Annotated in this window: 14 protein-coding genes; 5 read left to right on the top strand and 9 right to left on the bottom strand. The window is 69.0% G+C overall.

Annotated features, from left to right (window positions below):
- Positions 1–22 precede the first annotated feature (22 nt).
- The 3 genes from recF to AC1DMQ_RS16365 are packed head-to-tail and all read left to right on the top strand — an operon-like array spanning position 23 to position 4,089.
- A complete protein-coding gene (gene recF, locus AC1DMQ_RS16375; RefSeq protein WP_477034613.1) occupies positions 23–1,186 on the top strand; it encodes a DNA replication/repair protein RecF in 1,164 nt (387 codons plus the stop codon).
- A complete protein-coding gene (gene gyrB / locus AC1DMQ_RS16370) occupies positions 1,183–3,675 on the top strand; it encodes a DNA topoisomerase (ATP-hydrolyzing) subunit B (RefSeq protein ID WP_477034612.1) in 2,493 nt (830 codons plus the stop codon). Before recF ends, gyrB begins: the two co-directional genes overlap by 4 nt.
- A gap of 39 nt (positions 3,676–3,714) precedes the next feature.
- Entirely contained in the window at positions 3,715–4,089 is a 375-nt protein-coding gene (locus AC1DMQ_RS16365) for a hypothetical protein (protein WP_477034611.1), read from the top strand.
- A gap of 25 nt (positions 4,090–4,114) precedes the next feature.
- On the opposite strand, the gene AC1DMQ_RS16360 is transcribed toward AC1DMQ_RS16365, so the two are convergent.
- Positions 4,115–5,131 (bottom strand): hypothetical protein, encoded by a 1,017-nt coding sequence (locus AC1DMQ_RS16360; protein ID WP_477034610.1) that lies wholly within the window; start codon positions 5,129–5,131, stop codon positions 4,115–4,117.
- 375 nt (positions 5,132–5,506) lie between these two features.
- Between AC1DMQ_RS16360 and AC1DMQ_RS16355 the strand changes: the two genes are divergently transcribed.
- Complete coding sequence (locus AC1DMQ_RS16355) at positions 5,507–6,457, top strand: bifunctional helix-turn-helix transcriptional regulator/GNAT family N-acetyltransferase (protein WP_477034609.1); 951 nt, start codon at positions 5,507–5,509, stop codon at positions 6,455–6,457.
- Here AC1DMQ_RS16355 and ybaK read toward each other — a convergent pair.
- From ybaK to AC1DMQ_RS16315, 8 genes are all read right to left on the bottom strand, one after another.
- Entirely contained in the window at positions 6,454–6,927 is a 474-nt protein-coding gene (gene ybaK / locus AC1DMQ_RS16350) for a Cys-tRNA(Pro) deacylase (protein ID WP_477034608.1), read from the bottom strand. The two genes, AC1DMQ_RS16355 and ybaK, sit on opposite strands and share 4 nt — an antisense overlap.
- A gap of 77 nt (positions 6,928–7,004) precedes the next feature.
- Positions 7,005–9,497 carry a glycoside hydrolase family 3 protein gene (locus AC1DMQ_RS16345; RefSeq protein WP_477034607.1) on the bottom strand — a complete coding sequence of 831 codons (2,493 nt, stop codon included), beginning with the start codon at positions 9,495–9,497 and terminating at the stop codon, positions 7,005–7,007.
- 395 nt (positions 9,498–9,892) lie between these two features.
- The gene (locus AC1DMQ_RS16340) at positions 9,893–11,428 is read right to left on the bottom strand and encodes a tryptophan halogenase family protein (RefSeq protein ID WP_477034606.1); all 1,536 of its coding nucleotides are present in this window, start codon (positions 11,426–11,428) and stop codon (positions 9,893–9,895) included.
- Positions 11,429–11,562: 134 nt separating this feature from the next.
- Positions 11,563–14,514, bottom strand: coding sequence for a TonB-dependent receptor (locus tag AC1DMQ_RS16335; RefSeq protein WP_477034605.1), 2,952 nt, complete (start codon positions 14,512–14,514; stop codon positions 11,563–11,565).
- 237 nt (positions 14,515–14,751) lie between these two features.
- The gene (locus AC1DMQ_RS16330) at positions 14,752–15,486 is read right to left on the bottom strand and encodes an SGNH/GDSL hydrolase family protein (RefSeq protein WP_477034604.1); all 735 of its coding nucleotides are present in this window, start codon (positions 15,484–15,486) and stop codon (positions 14,752–14,754) included.
- Entirely contained in the window at positions 15,486–18,941 is a 3,456-nt protein-coding gene (locus tag AC1DMQ_RS16325) for a glycosyl hydrolase 2 galactose-binding domain-containing protein (RefSeq protein WP_477034603.1), read from the bottom strand. The genes AC1DMQ_RS16330 and AC1DMQ_RS16325 overlap by 1 nt, the downstream gene beginning before the upstream one ends.
- Positions 18,942–19,000: 59 nt before the next feature.
- Positions 19,001–20,512 (bottom strand): carboxylesterase/lipase family protein, encoded by a 1,512-nt coding sequence (locus tag AC1DMQ_RS16320; protein ID WP_477034602.1) that lies wholly within the window; start codon positions 20,510–20,512, stop codon positions 19,001–19,003.
- Positions 20,499–21,422: an ROK family protein gene (locus AC1DMQ_RS16315; protein ID WP_477034601.1), complete on the bottom strand. Its 924-nt coding sequence runs from the start codon at positions 21,420–21,422 to the stop codon at positions 20,499–20,501. Before AC1DMQ_RS16315 ends, AC1DMQ_RS16320 begins: the two co-directional genes overlap by 14 nt.
- A 186-nt stretch (positions 21,423–21,608) precedes the next feature.
- On the opposite strand from AC1DMQ_RS16315, the gene AC1DMQ_RS16310 reads away from it, so the two are divergent.
- The gene (locus tag AC1DMQ_RS16310; protein WP_477034600.1) at positions 21,609–22,832 is read left to right on the top strand and encodes an ROK family transcriptional regulator; all 1,224 of its coding nucleotides are present in this window, start codon (positions 21,609–21,611) and stop codon (positions 22,830–22,832) included.
- Positions 22,833–22,847: the final 15 nt, after the last annotated feature.

The following is a 22,847-nucleotide window of genomic DNA, read 5'->3' as shown; positions in this document are numbered from 1 at the left end:
GCGAATAGGCTAGAACCCCCCGGTGAGCCGCGCCGCCCTTCTTTCGCTGACCCTGACCGACTTTCGCTCGTACGAGCGGGCGACCCTGCGTCCGGAGGGGGCCAGCGTCTATCTGTTCGGGGCCAACGGGGCGGGCAAGACCAACCTGCTGGAGGCCATCAGCCTGCTGTCGCCGGGCAAGGGCCTGCGCAACGCCAGCCTGCCCGAGGTCGGACGCCGCTTGCCTGGCGAAGCCACCGGCCGCGCCTGGGCCGTGTCGGCGGAGGCTCAAGGCGGCGACGACGAGCCCGTGCGCCTGGGCGCCGGCGTCGAGCTGGCCGGCGCCGCCCGCCGCATCGTCCGCATCGAGGGCGAGACCGTGCCGCCCGGCCGCCTCGCCGACCACGTCCGTCCGATCTGGCTGACCCCGGCCCAGGACCGGCTGTTCCTCGAAGCCGCCGGCGAAAGGCGCAAGTTCTTCGACCGCCTGGTGTTCGCCGGCGAGCCCGACCACGCCCGCCACGCCAACGCCTACGACAAGGCCCAGCGCGAACGCATGCGCCTGCTGACCGACGCCGCCGAGAGCGGCCATCCGGCAGACGCGGTGTGGCTCACCGCCCTGGAGGCCCGCCTCGGCCAGGCGGGCGCCCTGATGGCCGGGGCCCGGGCCCGCACGCTGCTGGCCCTGCAGGTCGAGATCGACAGCCGCGGCGACCGCCCCTTTCCCCGCGCTCGCCTGGCCCTGACCGGCGAGTGGGAGAAGATGGCGCTGGAGGGCGTCGAAACCGCCGAAATCGAGGTCCGACTCGCCGCCGCCCTGGCCGCCGCCCGGCCTCGCGACGGGGCCGCCGGACGGGCTCTGACCGGTCCTCACCGGGGCGATCTGGCCATCCATCACGTCGAGAAGGACCGTCCTGCCGCGGAATGTTCGACCGGGGAGCAGAAAGCGCTGATTCTGAACCTGGTTTTGGCCCAGGCGGCGCGACTTTCGCGTGCGAAAGACGCGCCGAATCCTATATTGTTGCTCGACGAAGTCGCCGCGCATCTCGACCTGAAAAGGCGGGCCGCATTGGCCGACGAAATCACGGCGCTCGGACTCCAGGCCTTTCTCACAGGCACGGACCAATCGCTGTTCGACCACCTGAAAGGTCGGGCTCTCGGCGTTCGCGTCAGCGAACTCGGCCTGACCGCATTGGAAGACGTATGACCGAAGAGACCAAAGGCCCTGAAGCCGACGCCAACACCGATCGCCTGACGACCGCGGACGGTTCGGAAATGTCGGCCCCTGAAGTGATGACCGGCGAATACAGCGCCGACTCCATCAAGGTGCTCAAGGGCCTGGACGCGGTGCGCAAGCGCCCCGGCATGTACATCGGCGACACCGATGACGGCTCGGGCCTGCACCACATGGTCTACGAGGTGGTCGACAACGCCATCGACGAAGCCCTGGCCGGCCACGCCACCAAGGTGGAGGTGATCCTCAACGCCGACGGCTCGGTGACGGTCACCGACGACGGCCGCGGCATCCCGGTCGACATCCACGAGGGCGAAGGCGTCAGCGCGGCCGAGGTCATCATGACCCAGCTGCACGCCGGCGGTAAGTTCGACCAGAACAGCTACAAGGTCTCGGGCGGCCTGCACGGCGTGGGCGTCTCGGTGGTCAACGCGCTCAGCGACTGGCTGGAGCTGAAGATCCACCGCAACGGCCACAGCTACCAGATGCGCTTTGAGCGCGGCGATGCGGTGACCTCGCTGGCCCAGACCGGCGACTCGCCCGTCCGCGCCGACGGTCCCAAGGCCGGCGAGACCCTGACGGGCACGGAAGTGACCTTCTTCCCGTCGCTGGAAACCTTCGCCTTCATCGAATTCGACCGGAAGACGCTGGAGCATCGCCTGCGCGAGCTGGCCTTCCTGAACTCGGGCGTGACGATCTATTTCCGCGACCTGCGCGACGCCGAGCCTTGGGAAGAAAAGCTGCACTACGAGGGCGGCATCGAGGCCTTCGTGCGCCACCTCGACAAGGCCAAGACCCCGCTGCTGAAGACGCCGATCGTCATTCGCGGCCGCAAGGACAAGGTCGAGGTCGACCTGGCCCTGTGGTGGAACGACAGCTACCACGAGCACATGCTGTGCTTCACCAACAACATCCCCCAGCGGGATGGCGGCACGCACTTGTCGGCGTTCCGGGGCGCGCTGACCCGCATCATCACCGGCTATGCCGAGAGCTCGGGCATCACCAAGAAGGAAAAGGTCAGCGTCGGGGGCGAAGACGCCCGCGAAGGCCTGACCTGCGTGCTGTCGGTCAAGGTGCCAGACCCCAAGTTCAGCTCGCAGACCAAGGACAAGCTGGTCTCGTCCGAAGTGCGCCCGGCCGTCGAAAGCCTGGTGCAGGAAGGCCTGTCGACCTGGTTCGAGGAGCATCCGAACGAGGCCAAGGCCATCGTCTCCAAGATCGCCGAGGCCGCCGCCGCCCGTGAAGCGGCCCGCAAGGCCCGCGAACTGACCCGCCGCAAGAGCGCGCTCGACATCACGTCGTTGCCGGGCAAGCTCGCGGACTGCTCGGAACGCGACCCGGCCAAGTCCGAAATCTTCATCGTCGAGGGCGACTCAGCCGGCGGCTCGGCCAAGCAGGCCCGCAACCGCGACAACCAAGCCGTCCTGCCCCTGCGCGGCAAGATCCTGAACGTCGAGCGGGCGCGCTTCGACAAGATGCTGTCGTCCGACCAGATCGGAACGCTGATCACGGCGCTGGGCGCCGGCATTGGCCGCGACGACTTCAACCCGGACAAGGTGCGCTACCACAAGATCGTGCTGATGACCGACGCCGACGTCGACGGCGCCCACATCCGCACCCTGCTGCTGACCTTCTTCTATCGTCAGATGCCGGAGCTGATCGAGCGCGGCTACATCTACATCGCCCAGCCGCCGCTCTACAAAGCCGCCAAGGGCAAGTCGTCGCGCTATCTGAAGGACGACAGCGAGATGGACGCCTTCCTGGTCGACGAAGGCGTCGAGGGCGCCGAGCTGGACCTGCCGTCGGGCGAGCGCCGGACCGGCCAGGACCTGCTGGCCCTGGTCCAGCTCTGCCGCCAGGCCAAGGGCAACATCGACCGCCTGGCCGCCCGCGCCCCGGCCTTCGCCGTCGAACAGGGGGCCCTGGCCGGCCTGCTCGGCGAAAATCCCGACATCGCCGCCGCCGCCAAGCGTCTTGATCTGTATGCGGAAGAAGGCGACGGCCCGTGGTCGGGCGAGCGCGGCGACACGGCTTACGTGTTCAAGCGCATCCGCCGCGGCGTCACCGAGAGCGTGGTGCTGGACGACGGCCTGCTGCACGCCGCCGACGCCCGCCGCCTGGCCGAACGGGCCGGCGCCCTGGGCGACATCTTCTCGGGCGCGGCGATCTTCCGCCGCAAGGACAAGTCGACCACGGTGCGCGGTCCGCTCGACCTGCTGGGCGCGGTGCTGGACGCCGGCCGCAAGGGCCTGTCGATCCAGCGCTACAAGGGCCTGGGCGAGATGAACCCCGACCAGCTGTGGGAAACCACCCTGGACGTCGAGGCCCGCACCCTGCTGCAGGTGCGCGTCAACCACGCCGACGACGCCGACGACATGTTCAGCCGTCTGATGGGCGACCTGGTCGAACCCCGCCGCGAGTTCATCCAGGAAAACGCCCTGGACGCCGAGGTGGACGTCTAGCCATCAAGAGGGCGGCGCCGTCAAAGACGGGGGACGGCAATGCGGGCGATGACCTTCGCGACGATGTTGGCCGTGACGGTCTCGTCCGCGTCCTGCAGCCGGACGCCTGAGCCCATCAGGCCTGGCGTCGACACCTTCTACTATGGCTATGTGACCACCGGAAAGAAGTTGGGCGTCACCGTCGGGCAACCGCGGGCCGAGGTGATGCGGATCCTCGCCCGGAGCAAGGACGAGTACTACGGCGAGCAGCGCTGTCGTGCGGCGACCCAGACGTTTGTCGCTTGTCCGACGAACGCGCCGTTCGACCTCTATCGCCGGCACGGCGTGGTGCGGGATGGCCAGATCTACGTGACCTTCGCCGGCGACCGGGTCACCGGCATCGCCTGGTCGTTCAACTACGGCGCCGACCCCTAGGACCCAGGTTTCCGACATCGCGGAATTAGTCGTCCGTGAAATAGTCCGCGATCGCGGCGTCCTCCGACTCCAGCTCGAAGTTCGGCGAGCCGGCGCGCTCCAGGGCGTGGCGGATCTGCCAGGCGCTGCGGCCGACGTGGATGTCCATGCCGCGCAGTTCCTCGACGATCGCCGCGCGGGTGGCCTCGTCGACCGACTTGTTGTTCTCCAGCCGCGCCTGGTCCAGCCGCCAGCCGAAATAACTATCAGGCGTCAGTTCGATCACCGCGCCCGGAGCCGGCAGCCACTCGTAGATCGCGCAGCGATGGTCGACCGCCGAGTCGACATAGCCGGCCAGGCAGTTGCGGTAGCGCCGCGCGGCGTCGCGGATCGCCGCCACCGTCTCCAGCGGCTTCAGACGATCCGTGCCCGGATGAGGGGGCTTGGGCAGGTCGCGGCGGAAATCGTCGGCCACCAGGTTGAACAGGGTCTTGGCGCTCGGGGCGCGGGTCCACACCGCGACCCGCTCGGCCAGAACGGCCTCCGGCAAACGCCGGCTGAGCAGGGCGTGGGCCTCGGCCAGCAGCTTGGCCTGGGCGGCGCTGACCCGCACGGCCACCCCGCCGGCGTCGCGCAGCGGACGCGGCAGGGCGCCCAGGGTCCGCACCTGCAACGGGTCGATCCGGTCGGCGTGGCGCAGGGTCTTGGCCGGCTTCGGATCACCCAGCAGGGCGATCAGGACGCGGTAGTCCTCCGGCGCCCAGGCGATCTCGCCCAGCCGCTCCAGCGCCCGGGCCAGCCCCTCCGGAGCCGGATCGAGCACCAGGCGCACCGCCTTGCGCAGCGGCGCGTCCAGCAGCAGGGCGACGTCGGTCGACGCGCGGCCGTCGGCCTCTGCCGCCAGCATCAGGCAGATCAGGTGTCGTCGCGCCGTCGGGGCGGTGACGAACGGGGTGTGCGGCGCGGGCCACAGCGCGGCCAGCACGTCCGCATAGGCGGGCGCGATCAGGCGCAGCAGGGGCGAGGCGGACTCGGTCGCCTTGGCCAGAACGAGGGTGGTCATCGATAGCTCCCGGCGACAGCCGGGGCGGCCGTCGCTAGCGGTTGTGTTGGAGACGAAGCGGGCGCGGCTCGCACGACGCGCGCCATCGCACCGGGATCGGTGGCTTGTATGGCTGGGCGGCGTTCAAGGTCATGCGGCGGCGGCTTCTTCCAGAGCGTGGATCGGGAAGCGCTGATCTCATGATCCCCGGTCACGGACAAGGTCGTCGCGACGCTGGAGGCGACTTGGCGTTCACCTTGTTGCCGTCAGGACACGGTTCGGCGAACGCCGTACGCGTCAGGTCATCGGCCGAAAGGCGCGCAATTTCGCGCTTGCCAAAACCAATACATAGCTATGTATATATATCGACATGTTTGTGATCCCGAGAGCCTGATCATGACCCCCGACACCCTCGCCGACCTGGGCGTGACCTTCCTGGGCAGCCGGATGAAACGCCTGGCCGACCGGCTGCAGACCGACGCGGCCGCCACGCTCCAGGCCATGGACCTGCCGATCCAGCCGGCCCAGCAGCAGTTCCTGGCCGTGCTGCGCCAGCAGGGGCCGCAGACCGTGGGCGGCGTCGCCCTGCACCTGCGGCTCAGCCAGCCGACCGCCACCCGCGCCATCCAGGCCCTGATCGAGCAGGGCCTGATCGACGTCAGCCGCGAAGGCCGCGACCAGCGCCAGAAGCTGCTGTCGCTGAGCCCGGACGGCGTGGCGTTGATGGACCGGCTGGAACGCGACCTGTGGCCCCGGGTCGAGGCCGCCGCCGTATCGCTGTGCGGCGGCCGCCATGCCGCCCTTCTGAAGGAGATCACGATGATCGAAGCCGAACTGGATCGCCGCTCGCTGGTCGACCGGGTGATGACGCCCGACATGACGATCCGCGATTTCACCGACGACCTGGCCCAGGCGTTTTACGACATCAACGCCGCGTGGATCTCGCAGATGTTCGCCCTCGAGGAGAACGACATCACGCTGCTGGAGAACCCGCGCGAGCTGATCGTCGACAAGGGCGGGGCGGTGCTGTTCGCGGAGACCCCCGACCTCGGCGTGGTGGGGACCTGCGCCATCATGCGGATGAAGGACGGCTGGTTCGAACTGACCAAGATGGGCGTGCTGGAGGCCGCGCGCGGCCGCAAGGTCGGCGAGTTCCTGCTGGCGGCGTCGATCGAGCGGGCCAAGGCGATGGGCGTGGCCGACCGGCTCTACCTGCTGACCAACAGGAAATGCGGGCCGGCGATCCATCTCTACGAAAAGCTGGGCTTCCAGCACGACGCCGAGATCATGGCGCTGTTCGGCGCGCGGTATGAGCGCTGCGACGTGGCGATGCGGTATCGGGCCTAGGACGAGACCTGCGCCGCTACGGCCTTCAGCACCGCCTTGGCCGTGTTCGGGCCCAGCCGGACCTGCAGGCCCCGCTGGCCGCCGTTGATGTAGACGCGATCGTGGGCCAGGGCGTCGGCCTCGATCACCGCCGGCAGGGGCTTCCTCTGGCCGAACGGGCTGATGCCGCCGACCTTGTAGCCGCTGATCCGTTCGGCGTCGGCGGGCTTCATCATCTGGGCCGACTTGCCGCCGACCGCCGCGGCCAGCTTCTTCATCGCCACCTCGCGGTCGGACGGGACGATGACCAGCACCGGCTTGCCGTCGACCAGGGCCATCAGGGTCTTGAGCACCCGCCCAGGATCCTCGCCCAATGCGGCGGCGGCCGCCAAGCCGATGCTGTCGGCGTCCGGATCGTAGTCGTAGGCGTGGACCGTGAACTCGACCCCGGCCTTGGTCAGGGCGAGGGTGGCGGGGGTGGTGCGGGACATGGCGTGACTATAGCCAAGCCCGCGCGCGCCGAACCAGACCCCGGTTTGGGCCTGGTCTCCCTAAGCCTGGTCCGAACCTATTTCGGGCAGATCGCGTCGCCCTCGTTGGAGGCCAGCCGCACCTCGGTCAACGACAGCGAGAACGGCCCGCTGGTGCTGACCGCGAACGGCGCGGTGACATGGTCCATCTTCGCACCGGCCGCCTGGAAGCAGGACAGCTTGATCTTGGCGCTGCGCCACTCGCCGGGCTTGGCGTCCTTGAGCAGGCCGGAGACGTCCACCGTCCCGCCGCACGAGGCGTCGTCGCTGCAGCCGATGCCCATCGACACCGGAGCGGTCGGCGCGGCGTCGATCCGATAACGGACCACCACCGCCATGTCGCCGGTGGTCTGGCGCGACAGGTCGACCGCCGGACCGTGGACGGCCAGCGTGCCCTGGCCCGTCCAAGTCGCCTGGCGGGCGTTCTCCTGGGCCCCGGCGTCGATCGTCTTGATCGAGCCCGCCCCCAGGAAGTCCATCCGCCACGGCGCGGGCAGGCGGCCGTCCACGAAGTAGCGATCGACGCTGCCGGCGGCGGCGACATTGCCCGCGTCCTCCGGCAGGGCGCCCACCTGGCCGCCCTTGGCGTAGGACAGGCCGTAGCCGTAGGCGAACTGCGGGTCGTAGCCGGGCTGACCGCGGTTCAGCGGGCCCTGGTCGGCGCGCTTGGGCCAGGAGAAGCCCAGCTTGCCCTGGAAGTCGCGCTTGGACTTGCCGTCCTTTCCGGCCACCAGCACGTCGGCCACGCCGCCCCCCTCGCTGCCCGGCAGCCAGGCCGCCACGAACGCGTCCGAGGCGTTGATCTCGGGGTTCACCCACAGGGGGCGGCCCGACAGGAACACCGACACCACGGGGATGCCCTGCGCCTTCAGCTTCCTGAGCAGGGCCAGGTCGGTCTTGTCGCCCAGTTGGTAGCCGAGGTTGGCGACGTCGCCCTGGAACTCGGCATAGGGGTCCTCGCCGAACACCACGATGGCGACGTCGGGCTTGGTCTTGAACTGGCCGTCGGGGGCCAGCTCGGCCTCGCCGCCGGAGGCCTTCACCGCCTGCTCGATGCCGCCCCAGATCGACTGGCCGTGCGGGAAATCGCTGTTCTTGTTGCCGGTGCCTTGCCAAGTCAGGGTCCAGCCGCCCGAGGCCTTGCCGATGTCGTCGGCGGCGCCCGCCACCAGCACCCTGGCGCCCGGCTTGACCGGCAGAACGCCGTCGTTCTTCAGCAGCACCAGCGACTTGGCCACCGCCTCGCGGGCGATCGCGCGGTGCTCGTCGGCGCCCAGACGGTCGAGCTTGCCCTGGACGGTCGGCGCGACGCGCTCGAACAGACCGGTCTTGACCTTGACCCGCAGGATGCGGCGCACCGCGTCGTCCAGCCGCGCCATCGGGATCTCGCCCGCCTTCACCTGGGCCAGGGTGTTGTCGTAGAGCCCCTTCCAGCTGTCGGGCGCCATGTACATGTCGAGCCCGGCGTTCATCGCCTGCGGGCAGCTGACGTTGGTGCAGCCCGCAAGCTGTCCGTGGGCGTTCCAGTCGCTGACCACGAAGCCCTGGAAGCCCATCCGCCCCTTCAGCACGTCGGTGATCAGGGTCTTGTTGCCAGTGATCTTCTGGCCGTTCCAGCTGGAGAACGAGGCCATCACCGTCAGGATGCCGGCGTCGATGCTGGGCGGATAGCCCTGGGCGTGGATCGCCACCAGCTCGGTCTCGGAGATCCTGGCGTCGCCCTGATCCTGACCGCCGTCGGTGCCGCCGTCGGCCAGAAAGTGCTTGGCCGAGCCGGCGATGTGGCCGGCGCTCAGTGTCTGGCCGGGCTTGAGCTCGCCCTGCAGGCCCAGGGTCATCGGGCCCGAATAGGACTTCACGACCTCGGGATCCTCGGCATAGCCCTCGTAGCTCCGGCCCCAGCGGTCGTCGCGGGGCACGGCCACGGTGGGACCGAAGGTCCAGTCGCCGCCGACCACCGCCACCTCCTCGCCGGTGGCCTGGCCGATGCGACGGATCAGGGCCGGGTCGCGCATGGCGCCCAGGCCGATATTGTGCGGGAAGATCGTCGCCCCGACGATGTTGTTGTGGCCGTGCACGGCGTCGATGCCGAACATGATCGGGATCGGGGTGTGCCCTGGCCGCGCGGCCAGGGCCTCCTTGCGATAGGCGTCGACCAGGTCGATCCAGGCCTTGGGCGGGGCGCGGTCGTTGCCGCCCGGCGCCGAATTGCCGCCGGCCAGGATCGAGCCCAGCGGATATTTCTCGAGATCGGCCGGGGTCATCGAGGCGATGTCGCCCTGGATGGTCTGGCCGACCTTCTCCTCGACGCTCATCTTGGCCATCAGCTGGGTGATGAAGGCCTCGGTCTTGGCGTCGGTGATCGCCGCCGGGCTGGCCGCCGCGGGCCATTGGGCCGGATGGGCGATAGTCGCCTGGTCTTGGCTTGATTGGGCCGCCGACTGAGCAAAGGCCGGCGCGCCCGCCAGGCAGACCATGCTGGTCGAGGCGACAAGGGCCGAAATCAGAAGGCGACGGGAGGCTACGGTCATTCAACACCTTCGAGAAGCGGCCCTGGCGACGGAGCGCGGGCGGACATTGCGCGGCAAAAAACCGGCGCGACGGGGAGAACATCGTCGCGCCGGAGTTTGGAGAGCCCCCGATGAAGGGGATCCAGTCACGCCGCCGTCGGAGGGGTCTGACGAAGGCGCGTCGTCCCCGCCGACGGATCGGCGCTGGAACGGGACGGATCGGAATTTCGTGGACGCCGCTCGCCGCTATCGGCGCGCGGACGCGGTGTGGGTGTTCCCTTCCCTGAAGTGGGGGCTGACGCCCCTCTTTGACGGTCCTGACTGCACCATGGATTGACAGCGCTGTCCAGATATTTGATAGCGGTACCTTGTCAAGCCGCCCTGGATGTCGGATCGAGGCCCGCCGCCGCGAGGCGTCAGGCCACCATGGCCTCGGCGGCCCACATGCCGTGGCGCTTCATGTAGTCGGCGTGACTGGGCATGGCGTCGACGCGACGGGCGATCAGCGCCTTCATGTTGCGGAAGCCGTCGGCGATCGCCCGGCTGTCCTGCCCCGCCATCAGCGGCGTGTAGCCTTGCGGCTGGACGCCCTGCCCTAGCAGCACGGCCAGCCAGGAGGTCGGGGTGAACATCTCGTCGGGATGGATGACCAGTTGGCCGCGCTCACGGAACAGTTCGATCCGCTCGGCCAGCGAGTCCGGGATCGGCATCTGGCGCGTGTAGGACCACAGGGCCGCGTCGTCGCGGGCGGTGGCCTTGTAGTGCAGGATCAGGAAGTCGCGGATCGTCTCCATGTCGGTCGCGATGCGCCGGTTGTAGACCTCGCGGTTGGCGGGCGAGAACCGGCGGTCGGGGAAGTGCTGCAGCAGCTTGTTGATGCTGGCCTGGATCAGATGGATGCTGGTGGACTCCAGCGGCTCCATGAACCCGCTCGATAGCCCGATGGCGACGACGTTCTTGTCCCACATCTTGCGGCGACGGCCGGTGGCGAACCGCAGCAGGCGGGCGTCGGCCAGGGGCTCGCTTTCGAGATTGCCCATCAGCATCGCGACGGCGTCGTCGTCCGAGATGAAGCGGCTGGAATAGACATAGCCATTGCCCACCCGGTGCTGCAGCGGGATGCGCCACTGCCAGCCGGCCTCGCGGGCCGTCGAGGTGGTGTACGGCGACAGGGGGCCGCGCAGGACGCAGGGCACGGCGGCGGCGCGGTCCATCGGCAGGTAGGACGACCAGTCGTCATAGCCGGCCTTCAGCGTCTGCTCGATCAGCAGGCCCCGGAAACCTGTGCAGTCGATGAACAGGTCGCCCTCGACGCTGGCGCCGGACTTCAGCCGCAGGGCTGTGACGAAGCCGGTCTCGGAATCCTGGTCGACCTGGACGACCTCGCCCTCGGTCCGGACGACGCCCAGGCCCTGGGCGAAGCGGCGCAGGTACTGGCCGTAGAGGATGGTGTCGAAGTGATAGGCGAAGCCGAAGGTCGCCATCGGGTCGCGCGGATCGTCGCTCTGGCGATCGAACCGGCCGGCCTTGGCGGCCTGGGCGCACAGCGAATAGTCGGCCAGGGCAAGGCTTCCCCCGTCTTGGGCGCCCTCCTGGTTCAGCTTCAGCCAGTATTGGAAGAAATGGCCCATCTCGGCGTTGAGGCCGTAGACGCCGAACGGGTGGAAATAGGACTGGCCAAGGCCGCCCCAGTCGCGGAACTCGATGCCCAGCTTGTAGGTCGCCTGGGTCTCGCGCATGAACTCTGCCTCGTCCAGGCCCAGCATGGCGTTGAACAGGCGGATCGGCGGGATCGTCGCCTCGCCGACGCCGACCACCCCGATGTCCTGGGATTCGACCACCTGGATCCGGTAGCGGCGATCCAGGCCCCGAGCCAGGGCCGCGGCGGTCATCCATCCGGCGCTTCCGCCCCCGACGATGACGATGTTCTGGATCCAGTCGTTATCCGACATGTCGCCGTTCCTTTCCGGCCTAGTAACAGCTCGTCGCCCAGGGATCGTGCGACCGATCCTCCGCCTGGCGACGGCGATGCTCAAGGAAAATGGCCATGGCTCGCCAGGAGCCATGGCCATCCCTCGCCTGGGCCCTAGCGGCCGAAGCGGTAGCGCAGACCGAACGAGACGCGCCGGTCGCCCGACACGAAACGCAGGGGCAGGTCGGAGAACTGCAGGTAGCTCTTGCTGTCTTCCTTGGTCAGGTTGGAAGCCTCCAGCGTCACCTTCAGGTCCTGGGTGATGTCGTAGGCCACCTGGCCGTCCAGCTGGCCGTAGGCTTCGTTGTAGATGCCCAGGTTGTGGACGTCGGCGCCGGAGCCAAAGCCGTAGTTGCCCTGATAGGCCTTGTCACGCCAGGCATAGGACAGGCGGGTCGAGAACGGACCCCGCTCGAAATAGCCCTGGACGTTGAAGGCGTGCTTGGAGACGCCCGGGATCGGCAGGTTGTCGGAGAAGTCGTTGGCGTAGGGCGACTTGGAGTCCGAGTAGGTGTAGTTGGCCGTGAAGCCCAGACCGTTCTCGAACGCGTACTGCGCCTGAGCCTCCAGACCCTTGATCTCGCCGCCCTCGCCGTTGACCACCGAGGTGAACGTGCCGGTCGAAGCGCCCGCCACCGACTGGTCCTTCACCGTCACCGGGAAGGTGTTGGAAACGATGAACGAGTCGACGGTCTTGTAGAACACGCCGGCCGAGACCAGGCCCTGGCTGCCGAAATAGTGCTCCCAGGCCAGGTCGAACTGCGACGCGCGGAACGGGTCGAGGTTGGGGTTGCCGCCGCTGCCGTTGGTGTAGAGGAACTTGTCGAGGTTAGGCCCCGGGGTGGACGAACGGGTGAAGTTGTAAGACGCGCCCTGGCCCAGGTCGAACAGGTTCTGGGCGGCGACGACGCGAGCGCCGGTCGCGCGGACCTTGTCGTTCTCGTTGATGTTGAACACCGCGTTGATGCTGGGCAGGACGTCGGTGTACTCGCGCACCGTGCGGGCCGAATCCGGGTTCTTCAGGATCCCGTTCCAGCTGTCGGTGCCCCACCACAGCGGGGTCACCGGCGTGTTGGACGAGTCGATGGTCAGCTTGGTGTGCACCACGCGGACGCCGGCGTTGATGTGGAAGCCGTCGTCGCCGAGGTCGGCCATCACGTAGCCCGAGGTCGTCGCGTCCTTGATTTTGAAGGACTCGATCGGGTCGCGATAGAAGCCGAGCTTGGTCGACGGATACAGCGCCTGCAGCCAGGTCACCGGGTTCTTCATCTGCCCGTAGTCCTGGAAGATCGCGTTCACGCCGTGGACATTGTCGACGACCGCGCGACCCGGGGCCGAGGCGGCGGTCTGGTAGGGCGTGACCACGGCGGGCGAGTCGCCGAAGCGGCTGCAGCCGTAGAAGGCGATGTCGCACTTCTTCAGGCCGATCGAGCCGTCCTGGAAGTAGCCCAGCGGGGTCCAATCGACGAACACGCCGTGATCGGTCGTGCCCTGGGCGCTGGCCGGCAGTTCGCCCTTGGCCGAGTAGTCGGCCAGGTAGCGGCCATAGTCGGAGTCGACCTTGTTTTCCGAATAGCGCAGGCCGCCGGTGAGCACCATGTTGGCGCCCTCGCCGAACTCGGGACGCCAGCTGAGGTCGCCCGTGATGGCCTTGTCGTCCAGCTTGGACTTGTCGCCGAACGCCCAGTGCGACTTGAAGAACACCGAGCTGGGCGTGGTCATGGCGGTGGCCAGGTTGGCCGCCGGCGTGAACATCGGATAGGCGCCGTTGGTGAAGCCGTAGGTCGCCGTCAGCGGCGCGGTCGAGTTCGGGGCGAAGCCCGCGATCCCGTCACGCACCGTGTACTGCGTATAGCGCGTGTCGACCTGGCCCGAGGTGGACTCGTAGTCGGTCTTCGACCAGGCGGCTCGGACCTTGCCGCTCAGGCGCTCCGTGCCGTTCCAGTCCAGGGCGAACTGGACGTTGTCGGTCTTGGCCTTGGCGTTCTTGGCGAAGGTGTCGCCTTCGGACGAGTTGGCGGTGACCATGCCCGACTGCAGCACGTTGTCGCTGCTCTTGCTCAGGCCCTGCGAATTGTACATCGCGTTTTCGTTGGCGTAGGCCCACTTCAGCGAATGCTCGCCGGTGAAGATCTTCAGGTCGGAGTGGAACCAGTCCGCTTGCAGGGTCACCGTATCCGAGACGTCCCAGTCGGCGTTCAGCGAGAAGGCGGTGCGCTTGCGTTCCTGGTGGCGGTTGTTGCTGTAGCGGTATTCCGGCGACCAGATGTTGGTCGTGCCCGTCTGGACCTGGTTGTTGCCGGTCGCGGTGGGCCGGTTCAGATAGGCCCAGCCGCCGCGGTTCTCGCCGCTGAGCACCTCGGTGTCGATCGAGTTTTCGTCGTAGGTGAAGCTGCCCAGCAGACCGAAGCTGTCGGAGAACTTGTAGCCGATCACCGCCGACAGGTTCGGCTTGAGCTTGCCCTTCGTCGAACCCTTGTTGCCGGCGACGTCGAGCGCCAGGGTCAGGTCGTTGGCCATGTCCAGCGCGTTGCGGGTCTTCAGGTTGACCGTGCCGCCCAGAGCGCCTTCGATCTGGTCGGCCTGCGGCGACTTGATGACGTCCACGCCCGCCAGCAGGTTGGAGGGGATGCCCTCCAGCGAGTTGGTCTGCTTGGCGTTGCCCTCGCCCAGGCGGAAGGCTTCCAGCCCCGAGAGGAACGTGTCGCTGTTCAGCAGCGTGACGTTCTGGTCCAGGCCCCGGATGCGGACCTTGGTGCCCTGGCCGTTCTCGCGATCGATCTGCACGCCGGGCAGGCGTTGCAGCGACTCGGCGATGTTCTGGTCAGGGAACTTGCCCATGTCCTCGGCGGTGATCGACTCGATGATCTGGTCCGAGTTCTTCTTGAGAGTCAGCGCGTTGGCCAGCGAGGCGCGGAAGCCGGTGACGACGACGGCGTCAACCTCAGATGGTTGGTCGTTTTGAGCTGGCGCGGCCTGGGCGAGGGCCTGGCTGGCGCTCAGCAGCACCATGGCCGAGGCGGCCCCGAGCAGAGCCGTGCGCGATCGATAAGACGTTGTGGTCATTATGCATTCCCCTGATGTGCGGCAGCAGTTCTCAGTCTCGATCAGCGGAGCCGAACGAGCCAAGACGCGGAAGTTTGAGGGATGCGTGCGCATCCTCCCGTGGAGTTCCGGCTTTTTTTGGAGTGCCGGTAGCTTCAACCTATGGACAACCGACAGCGCTGTCAACTTTGGACAGGAGATTTCGAAATCGATTTTCGTTATGCGGCTTTCAGGTCACGCCCGGCGTCGTTCTCGCGGTCACTTTCGGGCGAGGGCCGAACCGATCGCCGCCAGGGTGACGGACTCCATCGCGGCGTAGCCTTCGCGGGTGGGGTGGACCCCGTCATAGGCCAGGCCCGGCTTCATGCCGCCCGCCCCGTCATCCAGCACCTGGGTGTAGTCGGCCAGAACCGCGCCGCGTTCGGCCGTGTAGGCGCGCAACCAGGCGTTCAGGGCTCTGACCTTGGCCGTAGGGCCCAGGCCAGGTTTCCAGGGAAACTCCGCCACCGGCGTGACCGTGGCCAGGATCACGGCGATCCCGCTGGCCTGGGCCAGCGTCGTCATGGCCTGCAGATTGGCCTGGGTTGCGGCCGGGTCGTAGGGCCCGGCGTTCTGGGCGATGTCGTTGACCCCGGCCAGGATGTGCACGGCCGCCGGCTTCAGCGCGACCACGTCCGGCCAGAACCGCACCAGCATCTGGGCCGTCACCTGACCGCCGATGCCCCGCCCCAGCAGGCCGTTGTCGGCGAAGAAGGCCGGATGGAAGTCTCGCCAGCCCTGGGTGATCGAATCGCCGATGAACACCACCCGCCGCCGCTCGGGCGGCAGGTCGCGGTCGGCGGCGTTCTCGGCGGCGTAGCGCTGCAGGAACGGCCAGTCGGTGCGCAGCCGCTCCTCCTCCGAGGGCCACTGGGGCGGGACAGCGGTCTGGGCCAGGGCGAGGCCGGGGACCGCGCCGAGACCGGCCGTCAGCAGGGCGCGACGATCCAGCATCAGCGCACCTCCGCCTTGGCCGGGGTCACGTTCCAGCCGCGCAGCTCGACCTTGGCGCCGCCCCTCGCCGCGCCCGGATAGCGAATCTCCACCGTCCGCCGCTCGCCGGGCAGAAGCGAGACGTAGTTGTCGGCGTAGTAGGCCGGCAGGATCCGCGCGCCCTTGGCGTCGACCAGGGTCAGCTTGCCGTTCAGCGCCGGGGCCGAACCGGTGTTGGCCAGGGTCACGGCGACCACGGTCTCCGCGCCCGAGGCTGACGAGGCCGCGGCGATCGACACCGGCTGGGCCGCCATGGCCGACAGCTTGCGCTCGCCCTCGGCGTCCCTGGCCGCCCAGTAGAGGTTGCTCGACAACAGCGTCCCGTCGGCGGCGGTCAGGTCCAGCCGCACCACCACCGCGCCTTGGTCCAGCGGCAGGTCCAGCATCTCGCCCAGGGCCGTGCTGTTGGCGGCCGTGTCGATCCGCGAGGACCGATCGGCCAGGATCTTGCCGTCCAACGCCACGACCCGGGCCCGCAGCGTCGCACCGGTGATCGGCGTCAGGCCGTTGTTGACCAAGGCCAGCCGGTGGTCGGGCTGGCTCATCTGGACGTGGACGATCTCCGAGCCCTTCTGGGTCCCGTAGTACGAGGCGTGGGTGTCGTAGTCGTGGCTGAGGATCTGCCACATGGTCGAGGGCCAGGCGGGCTGGGTCATCCACAGCAGGCGGCCCGACGACCTGGTCCACAGCTCCTGGTTCATGCCCTCGAAGATCGCCCGGTGCGTCTCGTAGTTCATCAGTTGGGCCTTGCGCTCGAAGTCCTCGAGGCTGGTCGGCGCGCCCAGCTTGGCGGTCATGGCGTCGATGAAGGTCTTGGTCGCGCCGTTCCCGGTGGGGTGCCAGTCGTGATAGGCCCAGACGTCGCTGATCGGCCAGCGATCGGGGGCCGGCACGGCGGCCTCGAAGGCCTCAAGGGTCGGGAACGACGGCGTGCCGACCTCGACCGAGAAGCCCTTGGCGTGCTCGGTGAAATAGGTCTCGGGCTCGCGATAGTTATAGGGCCCGCTGTTCTGCAGGTTCACCCGGTTGGAGCTGCCGGTGTACCAGCGGGTGCCGTCCAGGTCGTGGACCAGCGCCTCCAGCCCCTCGTTGAGGATCGGCTGCGGCACGCCTTCGTTGCGGCCGAACCACAGGGCGATCGAGGGGTGGTTGCGATAGCGGCTGATCACGTCGGCGGCGTTCTTCAGGAACAGCGGCACGTCTTGCGGCTCCAGCTGGTAGTCCTGGGTCGAGGCCCAGAAGTCGTTCAGCACCAGCAGGCCGTACTCGTCAGCCAGGTCGTAGAAGACGTCCTCGGTGTTCTGCCCCACCCAGTTGCGGATGGTGTTGAGGTGGGCGTCCTTGTGCAGGCGGAAATAGGGCTCCAGCCGCTCGCGGGAGACACGCTTGCGCCAGTCGTCCGTGCCCCAGTTGCCGCCGCGCGCGGCGATCTTCACGCCGTTGACCTTGAGAACAAGGTACGGCGTCAGGCCGGTGTCGGGCACGTCCCTCACCGCCGGCGAGGTCTCGCCGACCTTGGTCAGCGAGGTGGCCCAGCCGTCGGCGACCTTGCGGATGCCCTCGTGGCTGCCGTCGGTGACGTCCTGGCCCAGCTGGCGGGCCCTGGAATAGTCGACCTCGACCCGGCGCAGCTCGCCGTGGCTGTCCATCAGCGACAGCTCGTAGGTCATCTGGCGCAGGCCGATGCGGCTGTCCTTCTGGTCACTGACCTTGCCGTCGACCGAGGCGATCAGGCGCAGGCCGTACAGGGTCTGGGCGCCGTAGCCGTTGGGCCACCACAGCTCGGGGTTCTTCACCGACAGCTGCGGGAAGTCGGCGGGCCTGAACACCACCTCGCCCTGACCAGGCGCCACGGTGACGGTCTTCTCGACGGCGACGGTGTCGAAGGCGGCGCGCACGACGGTTTGAACGGACGCGTCGGTCAGGTTCTCGACCGGCACGGTGATCTCGACCTCGGCGACGCTGTTGTCGGCTTTCGGAAGCGTGGTGACCACATGGCTGTCGCCGATCCGCACCGGGCCGGTCGAGCGCAGCACCACGTCCTGCCAGAGGCCCGTGTTGCGGTCGCGGACGCTGGGGATCCAGTCCCAGCCCTCGCTGGCGATGAAGGTCGGGCCGTCCAAGGCCTGCATCCCGCCGTTCTCGCCGACCCCGGCGGTCAGGGACTCCTCGTGGGCCAGGCCCGGATGCGGCGGCGGAGAGACCTTGACGGCGATCGCGTTGGCGACGCCGGGCTTCAGCTTGCCGGTGACATCGAACTGGCCGCGGATGAAGGCGCCCTTCAGGTCGCCCAGCTTCTCGCCGTTCAGCCAGATCTCGGCGGCGTAGTTGATCCCCTTGAAGATCAGCTGCTGGTGGCGGCCGTCCTGGCCGCTATCCTCGCTTTTGGGCGCGATGAACTCGCTGCGGTACCAGTAGTCCTGCTTGTTCAGGCTCTCGGGGATGGCGGTGTTGTTCAGCGCATAGTCCGGGTCCGGATAGACGCCACGATCGACCAGGGTGGTCAGCACCGTGCCGGGCACCGTGGCCGCGTACCAGGCCTTGGCGTCGTAGCCGGGCTTAGACAGCGCTGTCCCGGGATTCCCATTTTTCGGGGCGGTGATTTTCGGCGCCTCGACCAGCGACCAGCGCTTCAGGGTCCAGGCGTCAGCGCCTTCCGTGGCGGGGGCGGGCACCAGCGCTGGACCGGCATAGGGCGCGACGGCTACCGGCTTGGAGATCGGCGCCTTGCTCCTGGGCCGTGTCCAGGCGTCCTGCGGCGTGACCTGGCCGTACATCTGGCGCACCTGCACCGGCCAGGTCGGGCTGCCGGGTTCGTACACCGTCAGCGCCGGATCGGGCTTGGCCGCCGCCAGGGCCTTGAGCTCGGCCGGCGTCAAGGCGCCCGCCTGAGCGGTGAAGCCGGCGACCCTGCCGCCGAACGGCGCGGTCCCGGCCGGCTTGCGCGGGCCCAGCTGCACGGTCGTGGCCGGAGCGACCGGCGCCGCCGCCCCCTCCCCGACCTTGGCCCCGTCGACATAGAGCGTGACCTTCGTCCCGTCCGACACCGCCGCGACGTGGGCCCAGACGCCCGGCTTCAGCACGTCCGAGCCTTTCACGGTCGCGGCGCCGGTCGAGATGGCCGGCGCTCCGTCGTCGAGCACGATGAAGCGGCCGCCGCTCGTCGGGTCACCGACCCCCGCCACCACGACCCGTCCGGCGGGCGCGTTCGTCGGCGAGATCCAGCCCTGCAACGACCATGGCCCTTGCGCCGGCAGCGGGCTTCCCGCCAGCGGCTTGACCAGGCCGTCGCCGCCGCGCGGCAGATCGGCGTTGTAAGGTCCGTAAACGGACTGGGCGCCGGCCGACACCGCGACCAGCAGGGCGCAGGAGGCCAGCAGCGACAGGCGTGAAATCCGGCGGATCTGGTGGCGCATCATGTTTCCTCCTCGATGGGACGGCCTCTGCGGGCCGCTTCGTCAGTGTCGGGTCGGCGTCAGGGTCGTGGCAGCAAACGGCAGAGCGCCTCGTGGCCGCCTCGAGACGGGAAGGCGCCCGATGGGGTGAAATCCTGCACGACCCCCATCGCGCCGGCGGTTGGCCAGGGAATCGATCCGGCCCAGTTCGGATTGCCGGTGCGCGCGAAATTGGCCCAATGGGCTTGCAGGCCAGGCCAGGTGTGCGGGGTGGATCCGGCCGGCGGCGTGTCGAACACGAACGCTAGTTCCGAGCCGTGGCGCACGGGTCCCGACCCTGGCGCGGCCGCCTTCAGTTCGTAGCGCCAGACGGGCGCGCCGGTCTCGACCTGGCGCGCGGCGACCCAGATCGCCGGGCAGCGAAAGCCGGTGTCGGCGGCGATCTGGTCGGCGGTCTGGTCGGAGACCGTCTCCCCGTCCTTGATCCCGTAGAGCGCCAGGGCGCGACCCGCGCCGGGGCCGTACTCGGCGCTGATCCAGTTCCGGGCGTTGGCCGCCCCACCATGGAGCGACAGCTCGTTGGCGCTGTTGCCGATGATCAGCGGAACACGGGCCTGGCGACCGGCGGCCAGGGTCTTGGCCGGCGGCTCGCGGATCACCACCCCGTCGACCACCGCCTGCAGCCAGACGAAGCCGTCGTCCGCGATCGGCGGCTTCAGGCCGTCGGCGGCGTCGAGCACGGCCGGACCGGTCGCCGCGCGAAGCCCGGCCAGGTCCTTGACGCCCAGCGCCCGCGCCAGGTCCTCGCCCAGCTTTTCGTTCCGCGCCAGGGATCGCGGCGGCAGGCCGAAGCCCGCCGTGCCGCTCTGCTCGATGGCCTTGTGGAACAGGCCGCGCGCCTCGGGCGCCAGCATCAGCAGGCCCACGTTCTGGCCCCCGGCCGAATGGCCGAAGATCGTCACGTTGCCGGGGTCGCCGCCGAAACGGGCGATGTTGTCGCGCACCCAGCGCAGGGCGGCGATCTGGTCCATCAGGGCGTAGTTGCCGGAAGCACCGCCGCCCTCGGCGGTCAGGCCGGGATGCGACAGGAAGCCGAAGGCGCCCAGGCGGTACTGGATCGAGACCAGCACCACGCCCTGCTCGACCAGGCTGGACTCGACCGTGCCCCGCGCCGATCCGGCCCGATTGGCCCCGCCGTGGATCCAGACCATGACCGGCAGCGGCGCGGCGGGCTTCAGGGCCGGGGTGCGGATGTCGAGATAGAGGCAGTCCTCGCGGCTGTCGGCGGCGTCCTTGGCGTTCCAGCCATAGGAGCGTTGCAGGCAGGGCGCGCCCGACATCGTCGCATCGCGGGCTCCGGTCCAGGGCTGGGCGGCCGCCGGCGCTTTCCAGCGCCGATCACCAACCGGCGGCGCGGCGAAGGGCAGGCCGCGAAACACCGCGCCGACGCCGCGCGCCTCGCCCCGGATCGTCCCTCCGGTGAGCGTGACGTCGACGCGGTCATCGGCGAAGGCGGTTTCCGCCGACCCGAAAGCCAGCAGGGCGGTCCAGAGGACCAGGGGGGCGAAGGCGCGGCGGTCAGGCCGCGGCATGGCCGGCGGCCTCGGCCGGGGTCCAAAGGCGGGCGGCGCCGCGCACGCCCGAGGAATCGCCCCACTTGGCCGGGGCCAGCCGCGCCCGCCAGCCGTCGGAGAACACGTGCGGCTCGATGAAGGCCGGCAGGCGCTCGTACAGCTCGTCGACGTTCGACAGCCCGCCGCCGAACACGAAGGCGTCCGGATCGACGATGTCGCAGATCACCGCCAGGCCGCGGCCCAGGCGGTCGAGATAGCGGTCGAAGCTGGCCTGGGCCTCGGCGTCGCCGGCCCGGGCGGCGGCGATGATCTCTTCGCCGGTCAGGGCCTGGCCGGTGCGTTCGGCGTGGTCGCGGCGGAAACCGGTTCCGGAAATCCAGGTCTCCAGGCAGCCGTGACGGCCACACCAGCAGGCCGGGCCCGGCGATTCTTCCGGCTTGGGCCAGGGCAGGGGCGTGTGGCCCCACTCGCCGGCCACGCCGTTGGCGCCCTCGACCAGCTTGCCGTCGATCGCCAGGCCGCCGCCGCAGCCGGTGCCGATGATCACCGCGAAGACCCCGGCCAAGCCCGCCGCCGCGCCGTCGACGGCCTCGGACAAGGCCAGGCAGTTGGCGTCGTTGGCCAGCCGCACCGAGCGACCCAGACCCGCTTCCAGGTCCTCGCGGAACCGGCGGCCGTTCAGCCAGGTGGAGTTGGCGTTGCGCATCACGCCGGTGCGCGGCGACACCGAGCCGGGCGCGCCGACCCCGATCGTGCCCCGACCGCCGGCCTTCTGCTCGGCCTGGCCGATCAGGTCGCGGACCGTGGCGATGGCGGCGTCGTAGGATCCGGGATTGGGGGCGCGTACGCGGGCCAGGAACCGACCATCCGGCGACAGGGCGGCGGCCTCGATCTTCGTGCCACCAAAATCCACGCCAACCTGAATCAAACCCGCAGTCCTCCAGCCGCCCATTCGCCGCTTTTCTTGTGCGCGCGCCTCGGCGCGCTTCCAGCTTGCCTCATAGTCAGCAGCCTCGAATAAAGAAAGCAATTTAAATAATTCGCGGATAGCGGCGCCGCTATCGCCACCACCCGCGCCGCGATGCTACTAGGGCCTCTGGTCGAAGGTTGTCGAATGCCGTCCTTGGAAGTCTCGCGGAAATCGAACCGGAAGCGCACCGCCGGCGCCAGCCTGTCGGGCGCCAATCTCGAACGGGTCGGCGACCACAATCAGCGGGTCATCCTGCAGGCCATCCGGGTCAACGGCCCGATCACCCGCGTGACCCTGGCCCAGATCAGCGGCCTGACCCCGCCCGCCGTGGCCAACATCACCAAGCGCCTGCTGGACGACGGGCTGATCCTGGAAGCCGGACGCGTGCAGGGCGCGCGCGGCCAGCCGGCCATGAACCTGACGATAAACCCCGACGGCTGCCTGTCGATCGGCGTCAACATCGACCGCGACCACATCACGATCGTCATGCTGGACCTGCTGGGCGCCGTGCGGGCCCGGGCCAGCCAGGAAATCGAGTTCCCGCTGCCCGCCGACGTGGCCAAGTTCTGCAAGACCCAGATCCGCAAGATGCTGGGCGCCTGGAAGGGCCAGCCGCCGCGCCTGTCGGGGATCGGCGTGGCCCTGCCCGACGACCTGGGCCGGGTGGACCTGCCGCATCGGCCCGAGAAATACGACGTCTGGAGCACGGCCGACATCGGCAAGCTGATGGCCGACATCCTGCCCCTGCCGGTGTTCCTGGAGAACGACGCCGCCGCGGCCGCCCTGGGCGAGTTGCAGTTCGGCCATGGCCTACGCCGGCCCAGCTTCTTCTACGTCCTGGTGTCGTCGGGCTTGGGCGGCGGCCTGGTGGTCGAGGGCGACTATTTCCGCGGGGCCCAGGGCCGCAGCGGCGAGATCGGCTTCCTGCCGGTCAGCTCGCCCAAGACCAAGGCCCGCTCGCTGCAGGAAGTGGTGTCGCTGTCGGCGCTCTACGCCCACCTGGAGGCGGGCGGGATCGTGGTGACCCGGCCTGACCAGCTGACCGACCTGACGCCGCAGGGCCAGGCCCTGGTCGAGGACTGGATCGCGCTGAGCGCCGAGCTGCTGGCCCAGCCGTTCGTGGCGATCAGCTGCGTGGTCAATCCCGAAGCCATCTATGTCGGCGGCCGCCTGCCCGACGACCTGATCGATCGCCTGGTGGCCGCGGTCAACGCCCGCCTGGCCGGGATCGCGGACGTGCCGGCCCTGGCCAAGGTCGAGCGGGCCGCCACCTCGGCCGATGGACCGGCGGTGGGCGCAGCCTTGCTGCCGTTCATGGCCCAGTTGCTGCCGTCTCGCGCCGCCCTGATGAAGACCGGCGCGAGATAGTCGTCAGCCTGCGGG

Source organism: Caulobacter sp. 05L422 (assembly GCF_056397765.1).
The sequence above is the reverse complement of the archived record's forward strand: the minus strand, read 5'-3'. Positions and strand labels throughout refer to the sequence as shown.

Bases quoted from the DNA above. Each gene is read 5' to 3' on its own strand.
- gyrB (WP_477034612.1), top strand. From the start codon at position 1,183: ATGACCGAAGAGACCAAAGGCCCTGAAGCCGACGCCAACACCGATCGC.
- AC1DMQ_RS16365 (WP_477034611.1), top strand. From the start codon at position 3,715: ATGCGGGCGATGACCTTCGCGACGATGTTGGCCGTGACGGTCTCGTCC.
- AC1DMQ_RS16360 (WP_477034610.1), bottom strand. From the start codon at position 5,131: ATGACCACCCTCGTTCTGGCCAAGGCGACCGAGTCCGCCTCGCCCCTG.
- AC1DMQ_RS16355 (WP_477034609.1), top strand. From the start codon at position 5,507: ATGACCCCCGACACCCTCGCCGACCTGGGCGTGACCTTCCTGGGCAGC.
- ybaK (WP_477034608.1), bottom strand. From the start codon at position 6,927: ATGTCCCGCACCACCCCCGCCACCCTCGCCCTGACCAAGGCCGGGGTC.
- AC1DMQ_RS16345 (WP_477034607.1), bottom strand. From the start codon at position 9,497: ATGACCGTAGCCTCCCGTCGCCTTCTGATTTCGGCCCTTGTCGCCTCG.
- AC1DMQ_RS16340 (WP_477034606.1), bottom strand. From the start codon at position 11,428: ATGTCGGATAACGACTGGATCCAGAACATCGTCATCGTCGGGGGCGGA.
- AC1DMQ_RS16335 (WP_477034605.1), bottom strand. From the start codon at position 14,514: ATGACCACAACGTCTTATCGATCGCGCACGGCTCTGCTCGGGGCCGCC.
- AC1DMQ_RS16330 (WP_477034604.1), bottom strand. From the start codon at position 15,486: ATGCTGGATCGTCGCGCCCTGCTGACGGCCGGTCTCGGCGCGGTCCCC.
- AC1DMQ_RS16325 (WP_477034603.1), bottom strand. From the start codon at position 18,941: ATGCGCCACCAGATCCGCCGGATTTCACGCCTGTCGCTGCTGGCCTCC.
- AC1DMQ_RS16320 (WP_477034602.1), bottom strand. From the start codon at position 20,512: ATGCCGCGGCCTGACCGCCGCGCCTTCGCCCCCCTGGTCCTCTGGACC.
- AC1DMQ_RS16310 (WP_477034600.1), top strand. From the start codon at position 21,609: ATGCCGTCCTTGGAAGTCTCGCGGAAATCGAACCGGAAGCGCACCGCC.